Genomic DNA, 22,927 nt, shown 5'->3' on the forward strand with positions numbered 1-22,927 from the left:
CGCCGCGTCAGTCGTGGCGGTCGATCCGGGGGACGGGGACGTCGCCGGCGCAGCGCACCTCGATCTCGACCCTGCCCTCGTCGCCCTCGTCCGACTCGAACCGCACCCGGGCGTGGTCGTCCGGCCCCGGATTGACGTCGTGGACCTCGTACCCCTGACCGGGCGTCCACGACTGGAGCCGCGCCAGGCCGCCGTCGCACCGGGCGATCACGCTGCCCGCGCCGGTCCTGATCAGCTTCCGGCCGGTGACGGGCGTGGCGCGCGGCGCGGGGGACTGCGCCCGTACGGGGGACCGGTCGGGTACGGCGGATGAGGCGGGGCCGGAGGACGGCGCCGCCGGGGTGTCCCGGGCGAGGGCGACGCGGATCTCCTCGGCCGTCATGGGCCGCCCGGCGGGTCCGGCGAGCGGCCGGCCGAGCAGGCCGAGCACCGCGACGCCCGCCCCGGTGGCGAGCGCGGCGGCCAGCAGCCATCCGGCGACGGCGAGGACGAGGCGGGAGTTCACGCGCCCACTCTCCCACCGCGAACGCTAAGGGATCGCTAAGGCCCGGATAACGGACTTATGCCGCGGGACCGCGGAGAGCTAACGTAGCGGCCAAATGCCAAGCGTGCTCCTCATCGAAGACGACGCCCCGATCCGCGGCTCCCTCACCCGGAGCCTGCGCGAGCGCGGCCACGCCGTCTCCTCCGCCCCCACCGCCCTCGACGGCCTGCGGTCGGTGGTGGAGGACCGGCCGGACCTCATCGTGCTCGACCTCGGCCTGCCCGACATGGACGGCGCGGACCTGCTGCGCATGCTCCGCGCCGTGAGCCGGGTCCCGGTCATCGTGGCCACCGCCAGGGACGGGGAGGCCGAGATGATCTGCCTGCTCGACGCGGGCGCCGACGACTACGTGGTCAAGCCGTACAGCGCGGCGCAGCTCGACGCCCGCATCCGGGCCGTGCTGCGCCGCGTGGACACGCCCCCCGAGGACAGCTCGCTGACCGTCGGTGCGCTGCGCGTGGACCCGCGGACCCGGGAGGCGGCGCTCGGCGGCGCCCCGCTGGACCTGACGCCGCGCGAGTTCGACCTGCTGCACTACCTGGCGGCGCGGGCCGGGCAGGTGGTCACCAAGCGCGAGCTGCTCACCGAGGTCTGGCAGATCCCCTACGGCGGCACCGACAAGACGGTCGACGTCCACCTCTCCTGGCTGCGCCGCAAGCTCGGCGAGACCGCCCAGCAGCCGCGCTACCTCCAGACCGTCCGGGGCGTCGGCGTCCGCCTCACCGCGCCCTCGTGACCGGTACGGCGACCCGCGCCGGCGCGGGCCCGGGGGAGCGCCGGTGAGGCGCTGGCTCGCGGCCCTCGTCGCGGCGACGACGTCACTCGTGCTCGTGTCGCTGCTCGTGCCGCTGGCGCTGCTGGTCCGTTCGGTGGCGCGGAGCGAGGCCGTCGACTCGGCGACCCGGGCCGCCGAGTCGGTCGCGGTGGCGGTGGGCACCGTGGACGAGGAGACGCTGCGGCTGACCGCGGAGCAGGCGAGCGCGTCGAGCGGCCACCCGGTGACGGTCTTCCTCGCCGGCGGCCGGGTGCTCGGAGCCGCCGCGGCCCGCACCGCCGCGGTGGACCTCGCGGCGCGGGGCCGCAGCCTGTCGGCGGCGGCGCCGGGCGGCCGGGAGATCCTGGTGGCGGTCGAGGGGGCGCCGGGCGGCACCGCCGTCGTCCGCGTCTTCCTCGGCGACGACGACCTGATGCGCGGCGTACGTCAGACGTGGCTCGCGCTGCTGATCCTCGGGGTCGCCCTGGTGGGGGTCGGCATCCTCGTCGCCGACAGGCTCGCCCGCGCGGTCGTCCGGCCCACCAAAGCGCTTGCCGAGGTCTCCCACCGCCTCGCCACCGGCGACCTGACCGCCAGGGCGACGCCACTCGGCCCGCCCGAGGTGCGTACGGCCGGCCTGGCCCTCAACCACCTGGCGGGACGCATCTCGGACCTGCTCGCCGAGGAGCGGGAGACCGTGGCGGACGTCTCCCACCGGCTGCGAACCCCCCTGACCGGCCTCAGGCTGGAGGCGGAGTCGCTGTCGGACCCCGAGGAGGCGGCGAGGATCGAGACGCGCGTGGACGCGCTGGAGCGCGCGGTCACCGCGGTGATCAACGACGTCCGGCGGCGCTCGCGGGAACGGGCCTCGTGCGACGCCGTCCCGGTCGTGCGCGACAGGGTCGCGTTCTGGTCGGTGCTCGCCGAAGACCAGTCCAGGGCGGTCGTGCTCGACCTGGCCCCCGGCCCGCTGCCGGTGGCGGTCTCCGCCGAGGACCTCGCCGCCTGCGTCGACGCCCTCCTGGGCAACGTCTTCGCGCACACCCCCGACGGCGCGTCGTTCCGCGTCCGCCTCGCCACCGGTGACCTCGCCCCGGGCGGGGCCGGCGGGGAGGCCGGGCGGGTGGTCCTCACGGTGTCGGACGCGGGTCCGGGCTTCGGCCCGGGCGACCCGCCGAGGCGGGGGGACAGCGGTGCCGGGTCGACCGGCCTCGGCCTCGACATCGCCCGTCGCGTGGCCCAGGAGTCGGGCGGCTTCCTGGCTCTCGGCGAGTCCGATCCGGGCGGTGCGGAGGTACGCCTGGTTTTAGGGATCGCTTAGCGCGGCCCTAGCATGATCGCTGCGACGGTTGGGGCATGAGAAAGACAACGAAGATCGCTCTCGCGGCCGCCACGACCCTCGCCGCCCTCACCGCCGGCGGAACCGCCTCCGCCTCCGTCGCGGCGCCGGCCTCCTCCGCCTCCACCGTTTCGACCGCCGGCGCCTCCGCCTCCGCCCCGACCACCGTGAGCCGGAGCCGGGCGATCGCGATCGCCGGGAAGCGGGTGCCCGGCGCCCGGGTCACCAAGGTGGAGCGCGAGTGGGAGCACGGCCGCCGCGTGTGGAAGGTCGAGCTCCGCAAGGGCCACCGGGAGTATCGCGTGTACGTCTCCGTCGCGAGCGGGAGGATCGTCAAGTTCCGGGCCGGGGACGACGACCGGGGGCACGACGACCGCGGTCACCACGGCCGCGGTCACGACGACCGCGGTCACCACGGCCGCGGTCACGACGACTGACCCGTACGACGGGACGACGGGGACGGCGGAGGACGGCTCTGCCGCGAGGGACGCGGGAGAGCCGTCACCCGGCGGGCGCGGTCAGGGCGCCGGGGGGCCGTTGCGGTGCCGGCGGGGGCGGGTCGTGGGGGCCGGCCAGTAGGGCGAGTCCTCCTGCGGCTGATCTACGTCGTAAAGGCGCCCGGCCGTGAGCTCTCCGGGGGCCCGCGGCGATCCGTGCGCGGGGGCCCGGCCGTAGGGGTGCTCCCTGCTCTGCCTGGGCGCGGCCCGGCTCGGCAGCTCGCCCGCCGTCCGGCCCGGCGTCGCGGCCGGGATGCCCTGCCGCCGCAACACCTCCACCAGCACGTGCATCGCCTGGTCGACGGTGAGCCGTTCGTCCGGGTCGTGCCGCAGTAGGCCCTCCAGCAGCGGACGCAACGGGCCCGCCCGGCGCGGGGGCTCGGGGCTGCGGCCGAGCAGCACCTCGGCCGGCAGCGGGCTCATGGCCGGGTACGGCGGCCGTCCCTCGACCCCGCAGTAGAGCGTGGCGCCGAACGACCACAGGTCGGCGGAGGGAGCCAGGGAGTTCCCGCGCAGCCGCTCGGGGGCGAGGTAGGCGCCGGACCGCGCCACCGGCACGGTCGACGACCCGGCCGGGTCCCGGTCGAAGGCGGCGATGCCGAAGTCGGTCAGCACCACCCGGTCCTCGGTCAGCATCACGTTGGCCGGCCGGATGTCCCCGTGGACGACGCCCAGCGAGTGCGCGTGCCGCACGCCCGACAGGAGCTGGAAACCCACCCAGGCGGCCCAGTGGACCGGAAGCCGCCCGAGGTGGCGCACGGTGTCGGCCAGCGTGAGGCCCTGCAGGAGCTCGGTGACGATCCAGAGCCGGCCCTTGTCCTCCAGCAGGTCGTGCACCGTGATGACGGCCGGGTGACTGAGCCGTGCCGCGGAGCGGGCTTCCCGCAGCGCCTGCCGGCGGGCGGCGGCCAGGTCGGCCACGTCCACGCGGTACGGCGGCTGCACTTCCTTGATCGCGACATCGCGCTTGAGGCGGAGATCATGGGCCTGCCACATGATCCCCCCGGAGTCCCGCCGGAAGGGTGTCAGCAGCTTGTACCGATCCGCCAGCAGTTGCCGTGCGTGCGATGCCATCGACCACCCGTGCGCTAGCCCCAGATCCGTGATCCATCAATTGTCGTCCCGGATATGGTCGCACCGCGCCGAAAGGCGGCCACGGGGAGTGTGACGTCGATAACGATCCGGTCTAAGGGCGCGCGGAATCCTCCGTGTTCGCCGTGCCTGCGGGCATCGGGTGGGCCGGCCTCGCGGCCGCGCCGAAGATCGCACGCCCTTTCGCGCGCATTGTCGGTCGGTTCGGGGAAGATATGGGGAGAGGCGTCCCCCCGAGCAGCGGAGGTGTCAGGGATGGCGACCAAGGAGACCGGCGGCCAGAAGCAGACTGGGCGTCAGGAGCACGAAGTCGAGGAGACCGAGGCGCAGGCGTCCCCGGACGTCCAGGAGCGCCAGGAGAAGCTCACCGACGACGTCGACGCGATCCTGGACGAGATCGACGAGGTCCTCGAGGAGAACGCGGAGGAGTTCGTCCGTTCCTACGTGCAGAAGGGCGGACAGTAACCCGACGGAGGCGTCCGGCCCGGTGGCGGCGCTCCGGGGGGCCGACCCCTCCGGCGGCGCCGCCGCCGGGCGCCGTCACGGACCGGCGAGATGAACGGTCGCGATCTCGAAGGGCCTGAGCGGGACGCGCACCGTCCGCCATGAGGCCCCCTCGTCGCGGGACACCTCCAGAGGGCTCAGGGGAGAGCCCAGCACGCCGGCCGTCCAGGCCGCGGTGAAATCTCCCCGTACGACCGCCTCGGTGGCCCTGGGATGCTCGGCCACCAGGCGGACCTCCAGCCGTCCGTCCCGCTCGCGCAGGGCGGTCATCACGACGCCGTCCCCGCCGACCGACAGACGGCCGTCCCAGCCCGTCCCGGCCGCACCGCGCGCGCCGCCCGCGCCGGCGCCCGGTACGGCGAGCAGGTCGTGACGGAACTCCTCCGCGAGCCGCGGCAGCCCCGCGTCGTGCCACTCGCCCGCGTACGGCAGGACGGCGAAGCGCACGGTCAGCGGCCCCTGGCACTGGGCCGCCGGGGCCGGCACCTCGGGCCCCGCGGGCTCGTCGCGGCAGGGGTTGCGGTTCCTGGACAGATACCCGACGGACCGCACGAGCGTGAGCGCCATCCCGGTCCCACTCTCGGTGATCTCGTACTCGGTGACGTGGTCGAGCAGCACGGCCAGGCCGCCGGCCGCGGCGAAGGACTCGGCGGGGAAGGTCGGGATCGGCCGCTCCCCGCCCCCGCCCTCGGCGGTCAGGCCGCGCCGCACCACGGCGAGCTGTCCCTCCGCGTACGACTCGGCCGCCGCCCGGGGCAGCGGCGCGTGCCAGCGGATCCGGTGGTCGCGGCAGCGCACGTCCATGGTGATCTCGCACCGCGCGAACGGCTCGCCCGCCCTGAGCTCCACCCGGGTCGTGACGTCCGCCGGCACGGTCGCGGCGTCGCCGTCATCGTCGCCCGCGCCGGCCGGCCAGTCGTACCCCCGGGTGATCTCGTACACGCCAATCAGCGGTCCCGAGCAGATCTCCTCGACGGTGACGCGGGAGGGCCGGTCGAGGAGCCGGTCGCCGGGCGGCGGCGCGTAATTGTAGGTGTCCCCGGCGTCCCCGCCGTGGACGATCCGCCCGGCGCCGTGGACCTCCACGCCGTCCGCCCCGCGCAGGGACAGCGTCCCGTCGTCCGCCACGCGCACCCGCAGCAGACCGTTGTCCAGCACCGGCTCGAACCCGTACGGGTCGGTCCGCAGGGCGCCCGCGACGGGGGAGGGCTCGCGGGGCTCGACCGGACGTGTCGTGAGGACCACGCGGCCCAGCGGCGGCACGGTGACCAGCGCGGCCACGGTGACCACGGGCTCGGCCACCGTGCGGACGACCCACGGCCCCGGGCCGGCCTCCAGGACGGCCCGGCGCAGGTCCTCGTACGCGTACGCGCCGGACGCGTGGCGGCTCACGGTGACGGTGAACTCGCCGTCCGCGGCGGCCCAGGAGACGATCTCGTGGCCGTACAGCTCCCGCTCGTGGACGCGCCCGAGCAGCAGGGAGAGGTCGTCCATGACGGTCTCGTCGAGCAGGGTCGCGGCGTGTTCGAGCCGCTGCACGGGAACGTCGGCGGGGACGGGACGCCCGCGGCCGTCCGCCAGCGACGCGCGGTCCTCCGGCAGGTCGGCGAGCACCAGGCCGGTCCGCTCGAACGGGGACGGGTTGACGACGACGAGCGCGCCCTTCGGCGCGGCCCCGGCGAGGGACGCCGCGACCAGGTCCACCACCGCCTGGGCCGTCTGCCCGGCCTCGGCCATCCTCGCGGCCACCTGCTGGGCGGTCTCGTCGGAGCCGCACCCGGTGACCGAGTCGTGCCCGCCGCAGGCGATGACCGACCGCCAGGCCATGTCGATCAGGCGCTCGCACGCCCGACGGTCGGTGAGCCACAGCGCGGACAGCGGCTCGGCGTAGCGGGTGAGGACCCGCTCGGCCCGCGCCATGGCCTGCTTCAGCGGCACCCGGGCCGAGATCACGCCGGGCAGGAGGTTGGCCCGCGCGTGCGAGCGCAGCTCGCCCGTCACACGCGGCAGCCCGTCGCCCGGCGGGTGAAGGCCGTCCAGGGCTTCGGCGAGAGTGGCGACCCGGAGTCCGGACGCGGTGATCTCACGGGCGGGCGCCGAGTGGTCCGCGCCGCACATCGCCAGCAGCGTCCCGTCCGCCGCCCAGTCCTGCGCGTCCGAGACGAAGGCCGCCACACGGTCCGGCATCCCCTCGGCCGGGCCGGTGAACAGGCCGAAGCCGTTGCCGTACCCGCCGGGCAGGTACCTGGTCGTGATCGTCGTGCCGTCGGCGCCGGTCCAGTCGAAGGTGTCGCGGTCCACGTGCGCGGGCACGCCCCGCCACAGGCACGCCGCGCGCAGCCCCGCCAGCGACAGGATCTGCGGCATCTGGGCGCAGTGGCCGAACTGGTCGGGCAGGTACCCGACCGGCATGGCGCCGCCGAGCGCGGCCGCCCCCCGCATGCCGTACTCCAGGTTGCGCAGCAGGGTCTCGCCCGAGCACAGGAACTCGTCGGCGAGGATCAGCCAGGGCCCGACGGCGAGCCGCCCCTCGGCGACGAAGCGGGCGACGTCGCCGCGGCGTTCCGGGCGGATCTCCAGGTAGTCCTCGACCGCGGCGAGCTGGCCGTCCATCGTGAAGCGGTAGGCGGGGTCGGCGGCCATGGCGTCCAGGACCTCGTCGAGCACCCGCACCAGGCCGACGCGGAACCGCTGGAAGGGCAGATACCACTCGCGGTCCCAGTGCGTGTGCGGGACCACCACGATCTCGCCGCTATCCGCGGACGCTCTGCTCGGCGTGACCGACGGCTCCACTCGCGCCCTCCTCGGCGTAGCTGCTGACGCCGGCCCCGGCGGTCGCCTCCCGGGGGGCGCCGGTGACCTCCTGGGCGCACTCCCCGCCGATGGGGACGCCGGCCCAGCGCGCGTACCGGTGCACGATCCGCTGCGCCGTGACGATATCCTCCAGGGCCCCGTCGAGTCCGGTGAGCGGCGGTTCGTCCTGGGTGACGAAGCGGTGGAAGGCGCGCAGCTGCCGCTCGAACGCCTCGGCCACGTCCTCGCTGACGACCGTCCGCTCGGTGGTGCCGACGCGGCAGGTGACCGTCAGCCGGGTGGGCGTGTTCAGCATGTACGGCGAGGGGAAGCGCAGCTCCAGCGAGCCGTGCTCGTGATGCAGGGTCATGACCTCGTGGTAGGCCGGGTAGCTCGGCAGGTAGTGCCACCGCAGGCCGTACCTGCCGGAGCCCTCGACGGGCAGTGTCCCGCTCACCTCCAGCGACGGCGGGAAGGCCTCCACCGGCCACACGGCCACGTGGTCGACCGTGTCCGGAGATCCGATGAACAGCCGTATCAGCGACAGCTCGTGGCAGAGGCTGCCCAGCAGGACCTCGGCGTACAGCCGCCGCAGCCGCTCCGACGAGGTGCCGAGCGCGGCGGTGAGCGCCCGGTCGTCGGCCTCCGCGTAGGGGGCCGTCCGCTCGGGGGAGGGGTGCCCGGGCCGCGTGCGGGCGAACAGCAGCTGGGACTCCTGCGACGGGTGCAGCACGGTGGCGTCCAGGTGCCGGACGACGCCCGGCCCGCCGGCCTCGTGCAGCGCCTCCAGCAGCCGCTGGGAGGCCGGGTCGTACTGCTTCATGTAGCCGGTCATCAGCCGTTCGCCGGACAGGCCGCTCAGCTCGGCCCGGCTGTAGGCGAGGGGCTTCTCGCACAGCACCCACAGGCCGCGTTCGAGCGCGGCCCGCACCAGCGGCCCGTGGGAGCCCGGGGTGAGCACGATCAGCGCGTCGAACCCGCCCTCGTCCAGCATCGCCCACGGGTCGTCGTACGCCGGGACGCACGCCTCGCGGCCCACCGTCTCCGCGTGCCCGCGATCGAGGTCGCACACGGCGGTGACCCGGAACAGGTCGCGCCGCCGCGCCAGCAGCGGCAGGTAGACGACCTGCGCGACCACGCCGAGCCCGGCGATCCCCACCTTCACCGTCTCCACGTCCTCACCCTCCTCCGCTCGGCGGCCTGCCCTGCACCTCCCCACCGGCGGCGGGCCGCAACCGCGTCAGCTGCACACGGCCATGAGCTCGTTGACGGGCGTCTCCAGCCGGTGCACCCCCGGCCCCGCGGGCAGGAGCGCGAGGTCCCCGCGGACCACCCGGCGGGTCCGCGGCCCCCACAGCACCAGCCCGTCGGCGTCCACGGCCAGGAACTCGTCCTCCAGACGCAGCAGCAGCGGGCCGTTCAGCGAGGCCGACACCGCGGTCCGCCCCTCGGCGACGGCGCGTACGACGGCCACCGCGGCCTCGGGGCCCCGGCCGTCGCCCTCGGCGAGCACCCACGTCGCCGGCGCGCCGGGCGGGTGGCCCTCCTCCGGCCGGTGGTAGTCGCCGCCGCCCACCACGACCAGGCCGCCGGTCAGGTCCGCGGCCCAGGCCTGCGCCCAGGCCAGCGGCGCGCCCCAGGTGCGGTCGTGCCAGCTCCGGTGCCACAGCTCCACGGTCCGCGGCCGGTCGGCCATCGGGTGCCGCCACGCGCAGTCGGCCGCCACCGGATGGTTGACCGACAGCACCCCGCCCCGGTCCCGTACGGCCTTCGCCCACTCGTCCGGGGGCCGCCGGAAGTCGATCCAGCCGACGTCCCCGAGGGCCCCCGCGTGCCCGAGGTCGGTGGTCACCTCCTGCCCCGGCACGAGCACGATCCCGGCCGGCGCGGCGGCCGCGGCCAGCTCCGCGTGGTGGCTGACGGTGTTGTGGTCGGTCACCGCGAGGAAGTCCAGCCCGGACGCGGCGGCCACGCAGGCCAGTTCGCGGACGCTCAGCGTCCCGTCGGAGTGGTCGGTGTGCGCGTGCAGGTCACCGGCGAGCCAGCGGTGCCCGGGCGGTGAGGGCAGGCGGCGGCGGACGGCGGCGGGGTCGGGCGGGACCGGCCCGGGCACGCGGGACAAGCGGGTGCGGCGCCGCCGCGGCCGGACGGGCGGCCGCACGTGCCTGATCACCCTGATCTCGTACGGCAGCCCTGCGAGGGGCACGCGGTGCAGCCCGACCAGCACCCGCCACACGCCCGGCTCGATCTCGCCGGGCAGGTAGCCGGGGGTGGCCCAGGAGGGGGCGATGGTGTACCCGGAGCGCGCGCCGCCCGACCAGCCGCGGAACCCGGCGGGCCCGGCGCAGCCGAGGTCGAGCACGCCGGCCGACCGGTCGTAGGACAGGCGCACCGTCAGGGCGGCCGTGCCGGGCCGCACCTCCACCGGCACCTCCGCCACCGGCCCGGCCAGCCGGTCGTCCAGCGTCCACGTCCCGCCGACCACGGCCCTGGTGGTCATCGTCTCGCCGCCATCGTCACCCACCGAGACCCGCACGACCTGAGGAATCGGGCTCCAGCCTCGACCCTCGCACGCGATTGCCGGCACGTAAAGAAGCGGCTCGGCGGAGAGTGAGGGATGAGTGCCCGGCGTCTTATGGGATGTCTGGTTCGCGCTGAGCTGATCGGGAAGAGTGCAACCAGTGCTGAGACCTGAGTATGGTCGGGCGTAACAACGCACGCTTGGAGGGAGTCGCGTGGCATCTCAGCCAGCCTGGATGAACAGCCTCTTCACATATACGGGATCGTCGTCGTTCTCGGAGTTCCTCGGCGTGCACGCGCCGAGCCTGCTGCCCGCCCGCAACGAGTCGCTGGCGGCGCCGGTGGGCGACGAGATCCCGCACGCGACCACCATCGTCGCGGCGACCTGCGCCGGCGGCGTGGTGATGGCGGGCGACAGGCGTGCGACCTCCGGGAACATAATCTCGCAGCGGGACATCGAGAAGGTGTTCCGCACCGACGACTACTCCTGCATGGGCATCGCGGGCACCGCGAGCACCGGCCTGGAGCTGGCCCGGCTGTACCGGGTCGAGCTGGAGCACTACGAGAAGACCGAAGGCCGCTCCCTGTCCACCGAGGGCAAGGCGCACCGCCTGGCCACGATGATCCGCGGCAACCTGCCCATGGCCATGCAGGGCCTCGTGGTCGTGCCGCTGTTCGCGGCCTACGACCCGGCCCGCGACGCCGGGCGGATCTTCAGCTACGACGTGGGCGGCGGGCCGTACGAGCAGAAGGAGTTCCACTCCATCGGCTCGGGTTCGATCTTCGCCCGGGGGTCGCTGAAGAAGCTGTACCGGGAGAACGCAAGCCCGCAGGACACCGTCCTGACCTGCCTGCACGCCCTGTACGACGCCGCCGACGACGACTCGGCCACCGGCGGGCCCGACGTGATGCGGAAGATCTGGCCGGTCGTGGCCGTCATCACCGCGGACGGCTTCCGGCGCCTCCCCGACGACGAGGTCGCCGAATTCGTGGAGTCCATGCTGGAGAGGCGGATGACCGCCCCCGAAGGCCCGACCGCGCCGCTGCGCTAACCCAAGAGAGGATCACCCCCGGTGTCCATCCCCTTCGGAGGATATGCCTCGCCCGAGCAGATCATGCGGGACAGGGCGGAGTATGCCCGCAAGGGCATCGCTCGCGGTCGCAGCGTGGTCGTGATGCAGTACGCCGACGGCATCCTGTTCGTGGCGCCCAACCCGTCCAAGGCGCTGCACAAGATCAGTGAGATCTACGACCGCATCGGCTTCGCCGCGGTCGGGCGCTACAACGAGTTCGAGTCGCTCCGCCTGGCCGGCATCCGCTACGCGGACATCAACGGCTACACGTTCAACCGCAACGACGTCACCGGCCGCGGCCTGGCGAACCTGTACGCCCAGCACCTCGGCATGATCTTCACCGAGTCGATCAAGTCGTTCGAGGTGGAGATCGTCGTCGCGGAGGTCGGCGACGCCCCCGAGGACGACCAGATCTACCGGATCACCTTCGACGGCTCCGTCTTCGACGAGCAGGGCATGGCCGTGATCGGCGGCCAGGCCGAGGCCGTCGGCGGACGCCTGAAGGAGCGCTACAGCGAGGGGCTGCCGCTGCCGCAGGCCCTCGACGCCGCGCTCGCCGCCCTGACCGAGCCGGGCGGCGAGCGTCCCCCGGCGACCCAGCTCGAGGTCGCCGTGCTCGACCGCGGCAGGGAGCACCGCAAGTTCCTGCGCCTGACCGGGCCCCGCCTGGACAAGCTCCTGGAGACCGCCAGGGACGGCCAGGAGGGCGCGGGGCAGCCCGCCGCCGGGCAGGCCTCGTCCGAGGAGGCAGGGGCCGAGCAGGCTCCCGGAGCCACCCCGCCGATCGCCCCGGAGGGCGAGATCGACACGGGCTCCGGCGAGTAGCCCGGCCTTCCGTCCGAACCCTCGCGGCGCCGCGCCCCTGTCCGGGGCGCGGCGCCGTCCCTGTGGGGGCCGGATCAGGGATTACGGCTCAACCAAACCGCTATTTCGCTACTCTCATCCTGTTGTGATGACTTTTGATCTTTTCCGGCGAGCGGGCGTTCCGGCCGCCGCTGTCGCCCTCCTGTCGCTGACCGCCTGCTCCGGGGCCTCCGGCAGCTCGGCTTCGCCCACCGTGACGGCCACCGTGACCGTGACCGCCCCCGCGTCGCCCGCGGAGCCGTCCCCCGCCCCGGAGGCCTCCGACACCCCGGCGGCGGCCGACACTCCCACCGCCTCGGCCACGACCGCGGCCCCGCGCAAGCCCGCCGGGCCGCCGATCACGGACAAGACGCCGGCCCCCTTCGGCGGGACCCTCCAGTCGGACCCCGGGCACGACTTCACCAAGGGGCTCAGCCCCAGCAGGGACGGTGTCGTGCGCGGGCAACTGGTCGCCATGCACGACGAGAACGTCGCGGAGTACCGGCCGATCAAGTTCGTCAAGGAGTACGGCGGCAGCACGACCGGTCACTTCGAGGGGCCGCCGGAGGGCGACGCGACGGCCTTCGCCGCGCCCCTCGCGAAGAACGTCGTGTTCCTCAGCGCCGTCGGCTGCGACGGCAAGGACCAGACCATCGACGGCCGGTACCTCGGCACTCAGCGCTGCTCCAGGGACAAGCTGGTCCTGCGCGCCGACAAGGGCGACCTGCGGGCGCTCATCACCGTCGACGGCGGGCAGATCGTCAAGGTGACGGAGATTTACGTCGCCTGACGGCTCCTTCTCTTCATTCCACCGCCTGATCACTGTTCGGCCGCCGGTTTCGGGGAATAGGGTGAGGTGATGGATCGACGCATATTCGGGCTGGAGAACGAGTACGGCGTCACCTGCACGTTCCGCGGGCAGCGGAGGCTGTCGCCGGACGAGGTGGCGCGGTACCTGTTCCGGCGAGTGGTGTCCTGGGGCCGATCGAGCAACGTATTCCTGCGCAACGGCGCACGTCTGTACCTGGACGTGGGCAGCCATCCCGAGTACGCCACCCCTGAGTGCGACAACGTCGTGGAGCTGGTCACCCACGACAAGGCGGGGGAGCGGATCCTGGAGGGTCTCCTCGTGGACGCCGAGAAGCGGCTCCGCGAGGAGGGCATCGCGGGAGACATCTACCTGTTCAAGAACAACACCGACTCGGCCGGCAACTCCTACGGCTGTCACGAGAACTACCTCGTGGGCCGGCACGGGGAGTTCGGGCGGCTGGCCGACGTCCTGATCCCCTACCTGGTGACGCGGCAGATCATCTGCGGCGCGGGCAAGGTGCTGCAGACCCCGCGCGGAGCCGTCTACTGCGTCTCTCAGCGGGCCGAGCACATCTGGGAGGGCGTGTCCTCCGCGACCACCCGCTCCCGGCCGATCATCAACACCCGCGACGAGCCGCACGCGGACGCCGAGCGGTTCCGCCGGCTGCACGTCATCGTGGGCGACTCGAACATGAGCGAGACCACGATGCTGCTCAAGGTCGGCGCCACCGACCTGGTGCTGCGCATGATCGAGGCGGGCGTGGTGATGCGCGACCTGTCCCTGGAGAACCCGATCAGGGCGATCCGGGAGGTGTCGCACGACATGACGGGCCGCCGCAGGGTGCGCCTGGCCAACGGCCGCGAGGCATCGTCGCTGGAGATCCAGCAGGAGTACCTGACCAAGGCGCAGGACTTCGTCGAGCGGCGGGGCGGGGACGCCACCGCCAAGCGGGTGCTGGAGCTGTGGGAGCGCACGCTGCGCGCGGTCGAGACGGGCGACCTCGACCTCGTCTCGCGGGAGATCGACTGGGTCACCAAGTACCAGATGATTGAACGTTACAGACAGAAGTACGACCTGCCGCTGTCGTCGCCGCGCGTCGCGCAGCTCGACCTGGCCTACCACGACGTCCACCGCAAGCGGGGCCTGTTCTACCTCCTGCAGAAGCGGGGGGCCGTCGAGAGGGTGGCCGACGACGTCAAGATCTTCGAGGCCAAGTCGGTTCCGCCGCAGACCACACGGGCCAAGCTGCGCGGGGAGTTCATCCGCAGGGCCCAGGAGAAGCGGCGCGACTTCACCGTCGACTGGGTCCATCTGAAGCTCAACGACCAGGCCCAGCGGACGGTGCTGTGCAAGGACCCGTTCCGCAGCGTGGACGAGAGGGTCGACAAGCTGATCGCCGGTATGTGATCTCTTACACCGCTCTGACGGCGGGTTCGGGTAGCCTGGCCCGGACCCGCTGTCTGTTTGAGGATTACCTACATGCGCCGTCGTACGGCACTCGTCGCCGCCCTGCCCCTGTTGCTCGCCGTCGCCTGCGGAACCGCGCAGAAGACCGCCTCCGGCGCGAGCCCCGCCGCCTCCGGAGGGGCCCGGGCCGCGGCCACGGCCATCAAGGTGACGGGAGAGGTCGGCAAGAAGCCCACCCTGACCTTCCCGTCGGGCCAGCCCTCGCTCACGTCCGCCTCCATCAAGGTCGTCGAGGGCCAGGGCACCCCCGCCAAGGACGGCGACGTCCTCACCGCCAACGTCACCGTCTACAACTGGGACGGCAAGGAGAACAAGGCGGCGGGCTCCGACTACGACCAGGGCAAGTCGGAGTTCGTCTCGGTCAGCCCGCAGCTGCCCAAGGCGCTGCACGAGGCGCTCGTCGGCGCCAAGCCCGGCGGCCGGGTGATGGCCGTCGTGGCCAAGGACAACCTGAGCGCCGAGCAGCTCGACCAGGCCAAGCAGCAGGGCCAGGACTTCAACAGCACGTCCCAGGTGCTGGTCATCGACGTCATGTCGGCCACGCTGAAGTCGATCGAGGGCGCCGCCGTCGACCCGGGCGTCGACGGGGTGAAGGTCGGCAATCCCGGCGGTGCCAAGGCCCCGGAGCTGACCACCAAGACCAGCGAGAAGGCGCCGAAGAAGCTCGTCGTCAAGACCGTGATCAAGGGCGCCGGCCCGCAGGTGAAGGCCGACCAGACGGTCCTCGCCCACTACGTCGGCAAGATCTGGGGCACCGACAAGCAGTTCGACTCCAGCTGGGAGCGCGGCCAGCCCGCGACGTTCGCCCTCAACCAGGTCGTGAAGGGCTGGTCGCAGGGGCTCACCGGGGTGCCCGTCGGCAGCCGCGTCCTCATCACGATCCCGCCGGACCTCGGCTACGGCAAGGAGGGCAACGCCCAGGGCGGCATCAAGGGCACCGACACGCTCGTCTTCGTCGTGGACGTCCTCGGCGCGGCCTGACACCCGCATACGACAAGGGCCCCTCCCGCCGTCCGGCGGGAGGGGCCCCTTCGTCGTGCGGGCGTCAGCTCGGGATCTCGTAGGGGTCGCCGTAGACCTTCCAGCGCAGCGGCGGATCGAGGTCGAGGTTGCCGTTCCGCAGGAACACCCGCTGGGCCGTGTCGACCCGGCTGGTGTCACTGTGCGCCTCCTCCGTCTTCATCGCCGCCTTGCGGGCGTCGAGGAACGCGTTGAGGTAGGCGATCTCGTCCCCGCCCTGTGCCGGGGTCCTCGCCTTCTTCATGGCCGCCTTGCGGATGCCGCCGAAGCTGACCGCGTCGTCACCCGGGCCGTGCATGACGATGGCGTCGTAATAGACGAACTGCCCGAGTGCGCGCAGGCCGTCGGCCTTGGCCCGGGCCACGGCCGGGTCGAAGTAGACCCGGTCGCGCTCGTCGTCCTGCGCCTGCCGGAACACCGGATCCGCGGCGGCGGCGCGCCAGTCGCCGGGGAAACCCGGGTCGAGCCCCCGGTGCGAGTCGGTGCCGTTCACCTTCCGCAGCGCGGGCAGATACGTGGCCAGCACGTTGCCGGGCTTGCGCCTGGTGTAGAGCTCGACCAGGTCGAGCATGTCGCCGGTGCCCGAGCAGAAGCCGATGATGCCGGCGGTGTAGCCGCGCCCGTCGTCGATGTCCTCGATGTACTTGTACTGGGCCTTCCAGTCGAGGGAGGAGTTCTCCGCGCTGGAGACGAGCTCCATCGCGATCTCCTTCTTCTCCGGGTCGGTGAGGTCGGCCGGGGCGGCCGTGACCGTGACCTTCAGGGGGTCCCCGCCGGTGGCGGCTCCGGCCGCAACTGCGGGGAGTACGGCCGCGGTGGCGGCCAGAAGCAGCAGAGCCGCGCGCCGGGGAGTGCGCCTGATCAGCGGATCTTTCACGTGCGTCGCTCCGTTCTCCGCCCGCGACCGGCCTGCGGCGGGGGAGGCGGGCGGGATGAGCCCTCCGTGAGGGGGATTAGTTAGGAAGGTTTCCTAATGAAAGCAGCATGCTCGCGACGGTGTCAACGGGCCAGTGGGCGGCACGACCTAGACTCCCGGCTGTGACGAGCGACGACCTGGAGTCGATGAGCGTGCTCGGCGATCCCGTGCGGCGGGCGCTGTACCGGTTCGTGGCCGAGCAGGGGCGGGACGTGGGCCGCAACGAGGCGGCCGAGGCGGCCGGCGTCCAGCGCACGCTGGCGGCCCACCATTTGGACAAACTGGTGGAGGCGGGGCTGCTGGAGTCGGGGTTCAAGCGGCTCAGCGGCAGGGCGGGTCCCGGCGGCGGCCGCCCCGCGAAGGTCTACCGGCGGGTGCGTGAGGAGCGGTCCGTGAGCCTGCCGCCCCGGGACTACCGCACGCTGGCGCTCGTGCTGGCGGAGACCGTCGACCTGCTGGGCGGCGAGGAGAAGGCCGAGGAGGCCGCCCGGAGGGCGGGGAAGCGCCTTGCGGGCTCCTCCGGCGCCGGCGAGGCCGCCGATCTCGTGGAGGTGCTGCGTGGGCGCGGCTACGAGCCGTACGAGGAGGACGGGCGGGTGCGGTTGCGCAACTGCCCCTTCCATGTGCTGGCCGAAAGTCACCCGCTGCTCGTGTGCTCGATGAACCTCGCGCTGTGCGAGGGGATGCTGGCCGGTCTGGGGGAGACCGGGGTCGCCGCGACGCTCGATCCGAGACCGGGGGAGTGTTGCGTGGCCTTCACGCCTTCTAAAACCAACGTAGATTGACATAGAATCCGAATATGCATCTCGCCCAGCTCAACGTCGCCCATCTAAGGGAACCCCTCGACTCCCCCACGCTGACCGACTTCCTCGCCGCCCTGGCGCCGATCTACCAGGTGTCGGACGCCGCGCCCGGCTTCGTCTGGCGCATGAAGGAGGGCGATGAGCCCACGGACCTGATCCAGCACGACTACGGACCGATGCTGGTCGTGAACCTCTCGGTCTGGGAGTCTCGCGAGACGTTGTGGAACTTCGTCTACCGCAGCGCTCACCTGGAGGTGATGCGGCGCCGCCGGGAGTGGTTCCATCGAATCGCCGAGCCGTACACGGTGATGTGGTGGGTGCCCGAGGGCCATCTGCCGCCGCTCGACGAGGCCACGGCCCGTCTGGACCTGCTCCGGGCGCAGGGACCGGGCCCGGAGGCGTTCACGTTCAAGGAGTTCTACGACAGCAGCGACGCCGCGTACCTCCCGGCGGCGGCGGAGGTCAGGAAGTAGGCCAGGTCCCCCTCCAGGCCGCGGCCCATGGTCGACAGCCGCACGGGTGACGCCTTCAGCGCCTCGTGCAGGCCGTCCACCGGCACGCTCACGATCTCGTGGCGCGTGGCCAGGGGCGCGGCCTGCTCGCGTATCGCCGCCCCGAACGCGCCGGGCAGATCCGGCACGACGACCCGGGCCGGGGCCAGCGCGACCCGGCCGTACGCGGTGAGCGAGTGGTGCGACACCCCGACGTGCCGCTCGCGGCTGTCGCCCTCGCTGACCCGCAGCGCGGCCACGGGCCGCCCGCCCAGCACGGCGGCGGCGTTGACCGCCTCGCCGGCGGCGACGCCGGAGAACCCCCAGCGGGTGCCGGTGCCGAGGTTGCCCGGCCCCTGCGCGACCACGGCGACGTCGGCGCCGAGCACGTGCCGGGCGGCCAGCAGACCGGTGTGGAGCGTGACGGCCTCGACGTCCCCGCCGAAGGACTGGCCGGTCGTCACCACCCCGCACAGCCAGTCGCGCTCCCGCAGCGCCGCGCACGACATCGAGAACCAGGCCGGCAGTGCCCCGCCGTCCTGCATCACGTACGCCACTCTGGTCTCCGGGGCGTCCGCGTAGAGGCCGCACAGGATCGCGGGCAGGGCGGAGTGCAGGTCCGCGACGACCACGGGCATCCCGCCGACCGAGTCCGCCTCCCGCAGCGCCTCGTGGTGCGGCGACCCCTGCTCGTCCGCGCCGAGCACGGTGGCCTGCAAGGGGGTGTAGCGTGCCTTCACCAGGTGACCGGGGCCGGAAGGATCTTGCGGCAAACGGTCCGGGACGGCCACCACCATGGCGTACCCTCCCGTACCGAGACCCATGGCGAGGGCGGTCGTGTTGAGCAGCACGGTGTCGCCCACTTCAGGGCGTCCCACCAGCGGGGGATAGGCGAGGGCCCGGCACTCGCCCTCGGCGACGGCGACGTCGAGTTCCACCGCCCCCGGCCACTCGCGCCGGAGCCGCACCACTTCGCCCTTGCGCCATCTGATCACGCCGAAAAGGGTAGCGTTCTCGACTGGAAGGGAGGCCCGGATGTCGCGGCGGAAGACCGAGCGGCTGCTCAACCTGGTTATCTGCCTGCTGGCGACGCGGCGGCCGTTGAGCGCGGAGCAGATCCGGCAGGCCGTCCCCGGGTACGACCCGGACAACGACGAGGCCTTCCAGCGCATGTTCGAGCGCGACAAGAACGAGCTGCGCGAGATCGGCATCCCCATCGAGGTCCACAAGGACCCCTGGGAGGACGACCCCGGCTACCGGATCGTGCGCGAGGCCTACGAGCTGCCCGAGATCACCCTGGAGCCGGACGAGGCCGCGGTCATCGGCCTGGCCGCGCAGGTGTGGCAGCGGGCGAGCCTCGCGGAGGCGGCCGGCGGGGCGCTGCTGAAGCTGACCGCGGGCGGCGTGCACGCCGACCTCGCGGAGAGCCCCCTCGAGCTGCGGGTGGACACCCGCGACCCCGCGTTCCCCGCGCTGTGGGAGGCGGTGCGGGACCGGCGCGTGGTCGCCTTCGACTACCGCTCCGCCGGCAGCGAGTCGGTGCTGCGGCGCACCGTCGAGCCCTGGGGGGTCGTCAGCCGGCGCGGCCGGTGGTACCTGGCCGGGCACGACCGCGACCGCGGCGCCGCCCGGGTCTTCCGGCTCAGCCGGATCACCGGGGCCGTGTCCACGCTCGGGCGGCCGGGGGCGTTCACCGTGCCCGAGGGACTGGACCTGCGCGCCATGGTGGGCTACCAGGAGCTGCCGAACGAGCGGGTCGCCCTGGTGCGCGTGCGCAAGGGCACCTGCCTCGGCCTGCGGCACGCCGCCCAGGCCGTACGGACGGGTGAGGGCGAGTGGGACGAGGCCGAGGTGACCTTCGCCGACCCCGAACGGCTGGCCGGGTGGCTGGCCAGCCTCGGCCACGACGCCGTCGTGGTGGACCCGCCGGACGCGCGTGAGGCCGTGATCCGCCGTCTGAAGGGGGCGTTGCAGTGAGCTCGGACCGGCTGCCGCGGCTGCTCGCGCTGGTGCCGTACCTCATGTCGCACCCGGGCGCGCAGGTGCCCGAGGTCGCGCGGTTGTTCGGCCTGTCGGAGAAGCAGCTCGTCGACGACCTCCAGCTCGTCTGGATGTGCGGGCTTCCCGGGCACACTCCCGGCGACCTCATCGACGTCTCCTGGGACGGCGGCGAGATCCTCATCGACAACGCCGAGGCGATCGCCCGGCCGCTCAAGCTCGGCGTGGACGAGGCGAGCGCGCTGCTGGTCGCGCTTCGCATGCTCGACGAGCTGCCCGAGTTCCAGGGCCGCGACGTGCTCGGCCGGGTCATCGCCAAGCTGGAGCAGGCGGCGGGCGAGGGCGCGGCCACCGTGAGCAGCCAGGTGCAGGTGGAGATCGGCGCGGCCCCGGACGCCCACGCGGTGATCACCGACGCCGCCCGGAGGGGCCGCAGGCTGTCGCTGCGCTACTACGTCCCCGGTCGCGACGAGATCACCCCCAGGGAGGTCGACCCGCTGCGGGTCGTGCTGGTGGACGGCCGCCATTACCTGGAGGGCTGGTGCTACCGCGCGGAAGCGATGCGGATGTTCCGCGTCGACCGGATCCTGGACGTCGAGGTCCTCGACGTGCCCGTGGACCCGCCCGCCGGGGCCGAGCCGATGGACGTGACCCAGGGCGTGTTCCGGCCGTCGGACAGCGACGAGCTGGTCGAGCTGGAGCTGACCCCGGCGGGTCGCTGGGTGGCCGAGTACTACCCCTGTGAGGAGGTCGCCGAGCTGGGCGAGGGGCGTCTGCGCGTCTCGCTGCGGGCCCGCGACCAGTCCTGGCTGGTACGGCTCGCGCTCCGGCTGGGCGACAGCGGCCGTGTGCTGTCCCCCTCGTCGCTCGCCGAGCGGGTGACGGCCACCGCCAGGCAGGCGCTGGCCAACTACGAGACGGTGTGACGCCCGGATGGACGCTATGACGTGGATCTTCGTCCTGGTCGGGGTCGCGGTGGCGGGCATCGCCGCCCTCGCGTGGCCCGCGGCCCGGGTGCTGACCGCGGCGCGGGAGCTGCGCGCCGAGGTCGACCGTGCCAAGGGACGGTTCGGAATGTCCGAATAGCGGGATTTTGCCCACGAATGATGTGATTTTGAAGCTCCCGGACAGGTGAACTTAGGCGCGTGGTGCGCGTACGATCGAGGAGTAGTACCCACGGCCCTCGCGGTAAGGACACGACATGCCCAACCTCGGACCCATGGAATGGATCCTGATCCTCCTGGTTCTGATCCTTCTTTTCGGCGCCAAGAAGCTCCCGGACACCGCGAAGGCCCTGGGGCAGTCGCTGCGCATGTTCAAGAAGGAGACCAGCAAGATGAGCGAGGAGGACGAGGCGCGGCAGACCGTCAAGGCGCAGGCCGAGCCCGTCGCCCCGCCGGCGGCGCAGATCCCGCCCGCCACCCCGTCCGTCGAGGAGCGGCTGCGTACGCTTGAGGAGGAGAACCGGAAGCTGCGCGAGAGCCAGCAGCCGGTGAGCTCGCAGAACGAGCAGCGCCCCAACTAGGGCGCCCCCGCCGCCTCACACCCCACCGAGCCCAGGACGAGCTAGATGGCCCTGTTGAAACGGTCGACTCCCGCCACGCCGCCCGTCTCGCCGGAGGACGGGCGGATGACGCTCATGGAGCACATCCGCGAGCTGCGCAACCGGCTGATCAAGGCCATTCTGGCGGTGGTCGTAGGGACCGCCGTCGGGTTCGTCTACTTCGAGCCCATCTGGAACTTCCTGAAGCAGCCGTACTGCCGGCTGCCCCAGGCCCACCAGCTCAACAAGGACCAGTGCACGCTCGTCGTGAACGGAGTCTTCGACTCCTTCTTCGTGAACCTCAAGGTCGCCGTGATCTTCGGCGTGGTGGTCTCGGCCATCTTCTGGATCTATCAGCTCTGGGCGTTCGTGACGCCGGGCCTGTACCAGAACGAGCGCCGTTACACCGTCGCGTTCCTCGGGCTCTCCGTCCCGCTGTTCGCCGCCGGCTCGGGCCTCGCCTACGTCACGATGGACAAGGGCCTGTCGCTGCTGCTGAGCTTCGCCCCCGAGGGCACGCTGACGCTGGTGAGCATCAACGAGTACCTCAGCTTCGCGCTCGCGATGCTGATCATCTTCGGCATCTCCTTCCTGATGCCGTTGCTGTTGGTGTTCCTCAACGTCATCGGGGTGCTCCGGTTCAAGACGGTGTCCAAGCACACCCGCATGGTCGTGTTCCTGATGTTCGTCTTCGCGGCCGTCGCGACGCCGAGCCAGGACCCCGTGACCATGCTGGCCCTGGCGCTCCCCATGGTCGCGCTGTTCTTCGTCGCGATGGCGTTCATGTACTTCCACGACAAGAAGCGCGACATCGCCGACGCGGAGCACGCGCGGGCCATCGAGGAGGAGCTCGACGGGCCGTCGGCCGCGGAGGGCACCGCGGACTCGGTCGACGCCAGAGACTGACAGAACATCCCTCTGGTGCCGCTGGCCGGGCGGCGGTAGGTTCCGCTCATGGCCGATGAGATCGTCGTCCTGGTCAATCCCGCCGCCCGCGGCGGTCGTACGCTGCGCCTGCTCGACCCGGTGCTGCGGCGGCTGCGGGCCGGCGGCCGCCCGGTGTCGGTGATCGTCGGGACCTCGGCCGCCGACGCGCTCGCCCGGGCCCACGCGGCCGTCGCCGGGGAGCCGGCGGCGCTCGTCGCCTACGGCGGTGACGGCCTGGTCCATCTGGCCGTGCAGGCCGTGGCGGGGACCGCGGTGCCGCTCGGGATCGTGCCCGCCGGGACCGGCAACGACATCGCCGACGCCCTCGGCATCCCTCGCAGGGATCCCCTCGCCGCCGCGGACATCGTGACCGCGGGCGCCTGCCGGACGGTCGACGCCGCGAGGCTGGGCACCGGCGAGTGGTTCGCCGGCGTCCTCGCCTGCGGGTTCGACTCCCGGGTCAACGAGCGGGCCAACGCCATGACCCGGCCGCCCGGAATGGCGAAATACCTGGTCGCGCTCGTGCGCGAGTTGCGGTCGTTCACGCCGATCCCGTTCCGGATCACTCTCGACGGGGAGACCGCCGAGCACGAGGCGATGCTGGTGGCGGTGGCCAACACCCGCTCGTACGGCGCCGGAATGCGCGTCTGCCCGGACGCCCGGCCCGACGACGGCCTGCTCGACGTGCTCGTGCTGGGCGCGGTGCCCAAGGGCGAGTTCCTGCGCACGTTCCCCCGCGTCTACCGGGGCAGCCACACCGGTCACCCCGCCGTGACCCTGCGGCGGGCCCGGCGGGTCGAGATCGAGGCCCTGCACGGGGATGGGGCCGGGGATGTGGTCGCGTACGCCGACGGCGAGCGGGCCGGGCCGGCCCCGCTGACCTGCGTCGTCGAGCCGGGGGCGCTGCGCGTCCTGGTCCCGGGATCCGCGGCGTGAGGCGGCCCGGGTAAAAGGATCACCGATGGCGGACACCCGGAATCCCGTTATCGGTA

The 22,927-nt window shown here is 72.9% G+C and carries 24 protein-coding genes; 17 read left to right on the forward strand and 7 right to left on the reverse strand.

What is annotated here, in order from left to right:
- Positions 1-7: 7 nt before the first annotated feature.
- Positions 8-505, reverse strand: coding sequence for a hypothetical protein (locus AAH991_RS19645; RefSeq protein WP_346227314.1), 498 nt, complete (start codon positions 503-505; stop codon positions 8-10).
- Between the two features lie 94 nt (positions 506-599).
- Here AAH991_RS19645 and AAH991_RS19650 point away from each other — a divergent pair, with 94 nt between their 5' ends.
- The 3 genes from AAH991_RS19650 to AAH991_RS19660 are packed head-to-tail and all read left to right on the forward strand — an operon-like array spanning position 600 to position 3,074.
- Positions 600-1,280: a response regulator transcription factor gene (locus AAH991_RS19650; RefSeq protein WP_346227315.1), complete on the forward strand. Its 681-nt coding sequence runs from the start codon at positions 600-602 to the stop codon at positions 1,278-1,280.
- 43 nt (positions 1,281-1,323) lie between these two features.
- Positions 1,324-2,619, forward strand: coding sequence for a sensor histidine kinase (locus AAH991_RS19655; protein ID WP_346227316.1), 1,296 nt, complete (start codon positions 1,324-1,326; stop codon positions 2,617-2,619).
- A gap of 35 nt (positions 2,620-2,654) precedes the next feature.
- The gene (locus tag AAH991_RS19660; RefSeq protein WP_346227317.1) at positions 2,655-3,074 is read left to right on the forward strand and encodes a PepSY domain-containing protein; all 420 of its coding nucleotides are present in this window, start codon (positions 2,655-2,657) and stop codon (positions 3,072-3,074) included.
- 81 nt (positions 3,075-3,155) lie between these two features.
- Here AAH991_RS19660 and AAH991_RS19665 read toward each other — a convergent pair whose 3' ends face one another.
- Positions 3,156-4,208 carry a serine/threonine-protein kinase gene (locus AAH991_RS19665; protein WP_346227318.1) on the reverse strand — a complete coding sequence of 351 codons (1,053 nt, stop codon included), beginning with the start codon at positions 4,206-4,208 and terminating at the stop codon, positions 3,156-3,158.
- A gap of 273 nt (positions 4,209-4,481) precedes the next feature.
- On the opposite strand from AAH991_RS19665, the gene AAH991_RS19670 reads away from it, so the two are divergent.
- Complete coding sequence (locus tag AAH991_RS19670; RefSeq protein WP_142572552.1) at positions 4,482-4,691, forward strand: ubiquitin-like protein Pup; 210 nt, start codon at positions 4,482-4,484, stop codon at positions 4,689-4,691.
- Positions 4,692-4,766: 75 nt separating this feature from the next.
- Here AAH991_RS19670 and AAH991_RS19675 read toward each other — a convergent pair whose 3' ends face one another.
- The 3 genes from AAH991_RS19675 to AAH991_RS19685 all read right to left on the reverse strand — a co-directional run bounded on the left by AAH991_RS19675 (position 4,767) and on the right by AAH991_RS19685 (position 10,023).
- The gene (locus AAH991_RS19675; protein ID WP_346227319.1) at positions 4,767-7,523 is read right to left on the reverse strand and encodes a glycoside hydrolase family 38 N-terminal domain-containing protein; all 2,757 of its coding nucleotides are present in this window, start codon (positions 7,521-7,523) and stop codon (positions 4,767-4,769) included.
- On the reverse strand, positions 7,483-8,697 hold the full coding sequence (locus AAH991_RS19680) for a Gfo/Idh/MocA family protein (RefSeq protein ID WP_346227320.1): 1,215 nt from the start codon (positions 8,695-8,697) through the stop codon (positions 7,483-7,485). The genes AAH991_RS19675 and AAH991_RS19680 overlap by 41 nt, the downstream gene beginning before the upstream one ends.
- A 66-nt stretch (positions 8,698-8,763) precedes the next feature.
- Positions 8,764-10,023, reverse strand: a complete 1,260-nt coding sequence (locus AAH991_RS19685) for a CehA/McbA family metallohydrolase (protein ID WP_346227321.1) — start codon at positions 10,021-10,023, stop codon at positions 8,764-8,766.
- Positions 10,024-10,279: 256 nt separating this feature from the next.
- On the opposite strand from AAH991_RS19685, the gene prcB reads away from it, so the two are divergent.
- The 5 genes from prcB (at position 10,280) to AAH991_RS19710 (ending at position 15,218) form a co-directional block, all read left to right on the forward strand.
- Positions 10,280-11,095, forward strand: coding sequence for a proteasome subunit beta (gene prcB, locus AAH991_RS19690; RefSeq protein WP_346227362.1), 816 nt, complete (start codon positions 10,280-10,282; stop codon positions 11,093-11,095).
- A 21-nt stretch (positions 11,096-11,116) separates the two neighbouring features.
- Positions 11,117-11,941: a proteasome subunit alpha gene (prcA, locus tag AAH991_RS19695; RefSeq protein WP_346227322.1), complete on the forward strand. Its 825-nt coding sequence runs from the start codon at positions 11,117-11,119 to the stop codon at positions 11,939-11,941.
- Between the two features lie 127 nt (positions 11,942-12,068).
- Positions 12,069-12,749, forward strand: coding sequence for a hypothetical protein (locus AAH991_RS19700; protein WP_346227323.1), 681 nt, complete (start codon positions 12,069-12,071; stop codon positions 12,747-12,749).
- 69 nt (positions 12,750-12,818) lie between these two features.
- Entirely contained in the window at positions 12,819-14,177 is a 1,359-nt protein-coding gene (pafA, locus tag AAH991_RS19705; RefSeq protein WP_346227324.1) for a Pup--protein ligase, read from the forward strand.
- A gap of 72 nt (positions 14,178-14,249) precedes the next feature.
- Positions 14,250-15,218 (forward strand): FKBP-type peptidyl-prolyl cis-trans isomerase, encoded by a 969-nt coding sequence (locus AAH991_RS19710; protein WP_346227325.1) that lies wholly within the window; start codon positions 14,250-14,252, stop codon positions 15,216-15,218.
- Positions 15,219-15,282: 64 nt separating this feature from the next.
- Here the strand turns inward: AAH991_RS19710 and AAH991_RS19715 are convergent, their stop codons facing one another.
- Positions 15,283-16,134 (reverse strand): chitosanase, encoded by an 852-nt coding sequence (locus AAH991_RS19715; RefSeq protein WP_346227326.1) that lies wholly within the window; start codon positions 16,132-16,134, stop codon positions 15,283-15,285.
- Between the two features lie 161 nt (positions 16,135-16,295).
- Here AAH991_RS19715 and AAH991_RS19720 point away from each other — a divergent pair, with 161 nt between their 5' ends.
- Both AAH991_RS19720 and AAH991_RS19725 read left to right on the forward strand, forming a co-directional pair.
- Positions 16,296-16,958 carry a helix-turn-helix transcriptional regulator gene (locus tag AAH991_RS19720; protein ID WP_346227327.1) on the forward strand — a complete coding sequence of 221 codons (663 nt, stop codon included), beginning with the start codon at positions 16,296-16,298 and terminating at the stop codon, positions 16,956-16,958.
- Positions 16,959-16,972: 14 nt separating this feature from the next.
- Positions 16,973-17,449 carry a DUF3291 domain-containing protein gene (locus AAH991_RS19725; RefSeq protein WP_346227328.1) on the forward strand — a complete coding sequence of 159 codons (477 nt, stop codon included), beginning with the start codon at positions 16,973-16,975 and terminating at the stop codon, positions 17,447-17,449.
- On the opposite strand, the gene AAH991_RS19730 is transcribed toward AAH991_RS19725, so the two are convergent.
- Positions 17,395-18,462, reverse strand: coding sequence for a DUF3866 family protein (locus AAH991_RS19730; protein WP_346227329.1), 1,068 nt, complete (start codon positions 18,460-18,462; stop codon positions 17,395-17,397). The two genes, AAH991_RS19725 and AAH991_RS19730, sit on opposite strands and share 55 nt — an antisense overlap.
- A 40-nt stretch (positions 18,463-18,502) precedes the next feature.
- Here AAH991_RS19730 and AAH991_RS19735 point away from each other — a divergent pair, with 40 nt between their 5' ends.
- The 6 genes from AAH991_RS19735 to AAH991_RS19760 all read left to right on the forward strand — a co-directional run bounded on the left by AAH991_RS19735 (position 18,503) and on the right by AAH991_RS19760 (position 22,871).
- Positions 18,503-19,444: a helix-turn-helix transcriptional regulator gene (locus AAH991_RS19735; protein ID WP_346227330.1), complete on the forward strand. Its 942-nt coding sequence runs from the start codon at positions 18,503-18,505 to the stop codon at positions 19,442-19,444.
- Positions 19,441-20,391, forward strand: a complete 951-nt coding sequence (locus AAH991_RS19740; RefSeq protein WP_346227332.1) for a helix-turn-helix transcriptional regulator — start codon at positions 19,441-19,443, stop codon at positions 20,389-20,391. Before AAH991_RS19735 ends, AAH991_RS19740 begins: the two co-directional genes overlap by 4 nt.
- 7 nt (positions 20,392-20,398) lie before the next feature.
- Positions 20,399-20,551, forward strand: a complete 153-nt coding sequence (locus AAH991_RS19745) for a hypothetical protein (protein ID WP_346227333.1) — start codon at positions 20,399-20,401, stop codon at positions 20,549-20,551.
- Between the two features lie 115 nt (positions 20,552-20,666).
- The gene (gene tatA, locus AAH991_RS19750) at positions 20,667-20,990 is read left to right on the forward strand and encodes a Sec-independent protein translocase subunit TatA (RefSeq protein ID WP_346227334.1); all 324 of its coding nucleotides are present in this window, start codon (positions 20,667-20,669) and stop codon (positions 20,988-20,990) included.
- A 45-nt stretch (positions 20,991-21,035) separates the two neighbouring features.
- The gene (tatC, locus tag AAH991_RS19755) at positions 21,036-21,914 is read left to right on the forward strand and encodes a twin-arginine translocase subunit TatC (RefSeq protein WP_346227335.1); all 879 of its coding nucleotides are present in this window, start codon (positions 21,036-21,038) and stop codon (positions 21,912-21,914) included.
- 48 nt (positions 21,915-21,962) lie between these two features.
- Complete coding sequence (locus tag AAH991_RS19760) at positions 21,963-22,871, forward strand: diacylglycerol/lipid kinase family protein (RefSeq protein WP_346227336.1); 909 nt, start codon at positions 21,963-21,965, stop codon at positions 22,869-22,871.
- Positions 22,872-22,927: the final 56 nt, after the last annotated feature.

The organism is Microbispora sp. ZYX-F-249, assembly GCF_039649665.1.
In the GTDB taxonomy this organism is placed as follows: domain Bacteria; phylum Actinomycetota; class Actinomycetes; order Streptosporangiales; family Streptosporangiaceae; genus Microbispora; species Microbispora maris.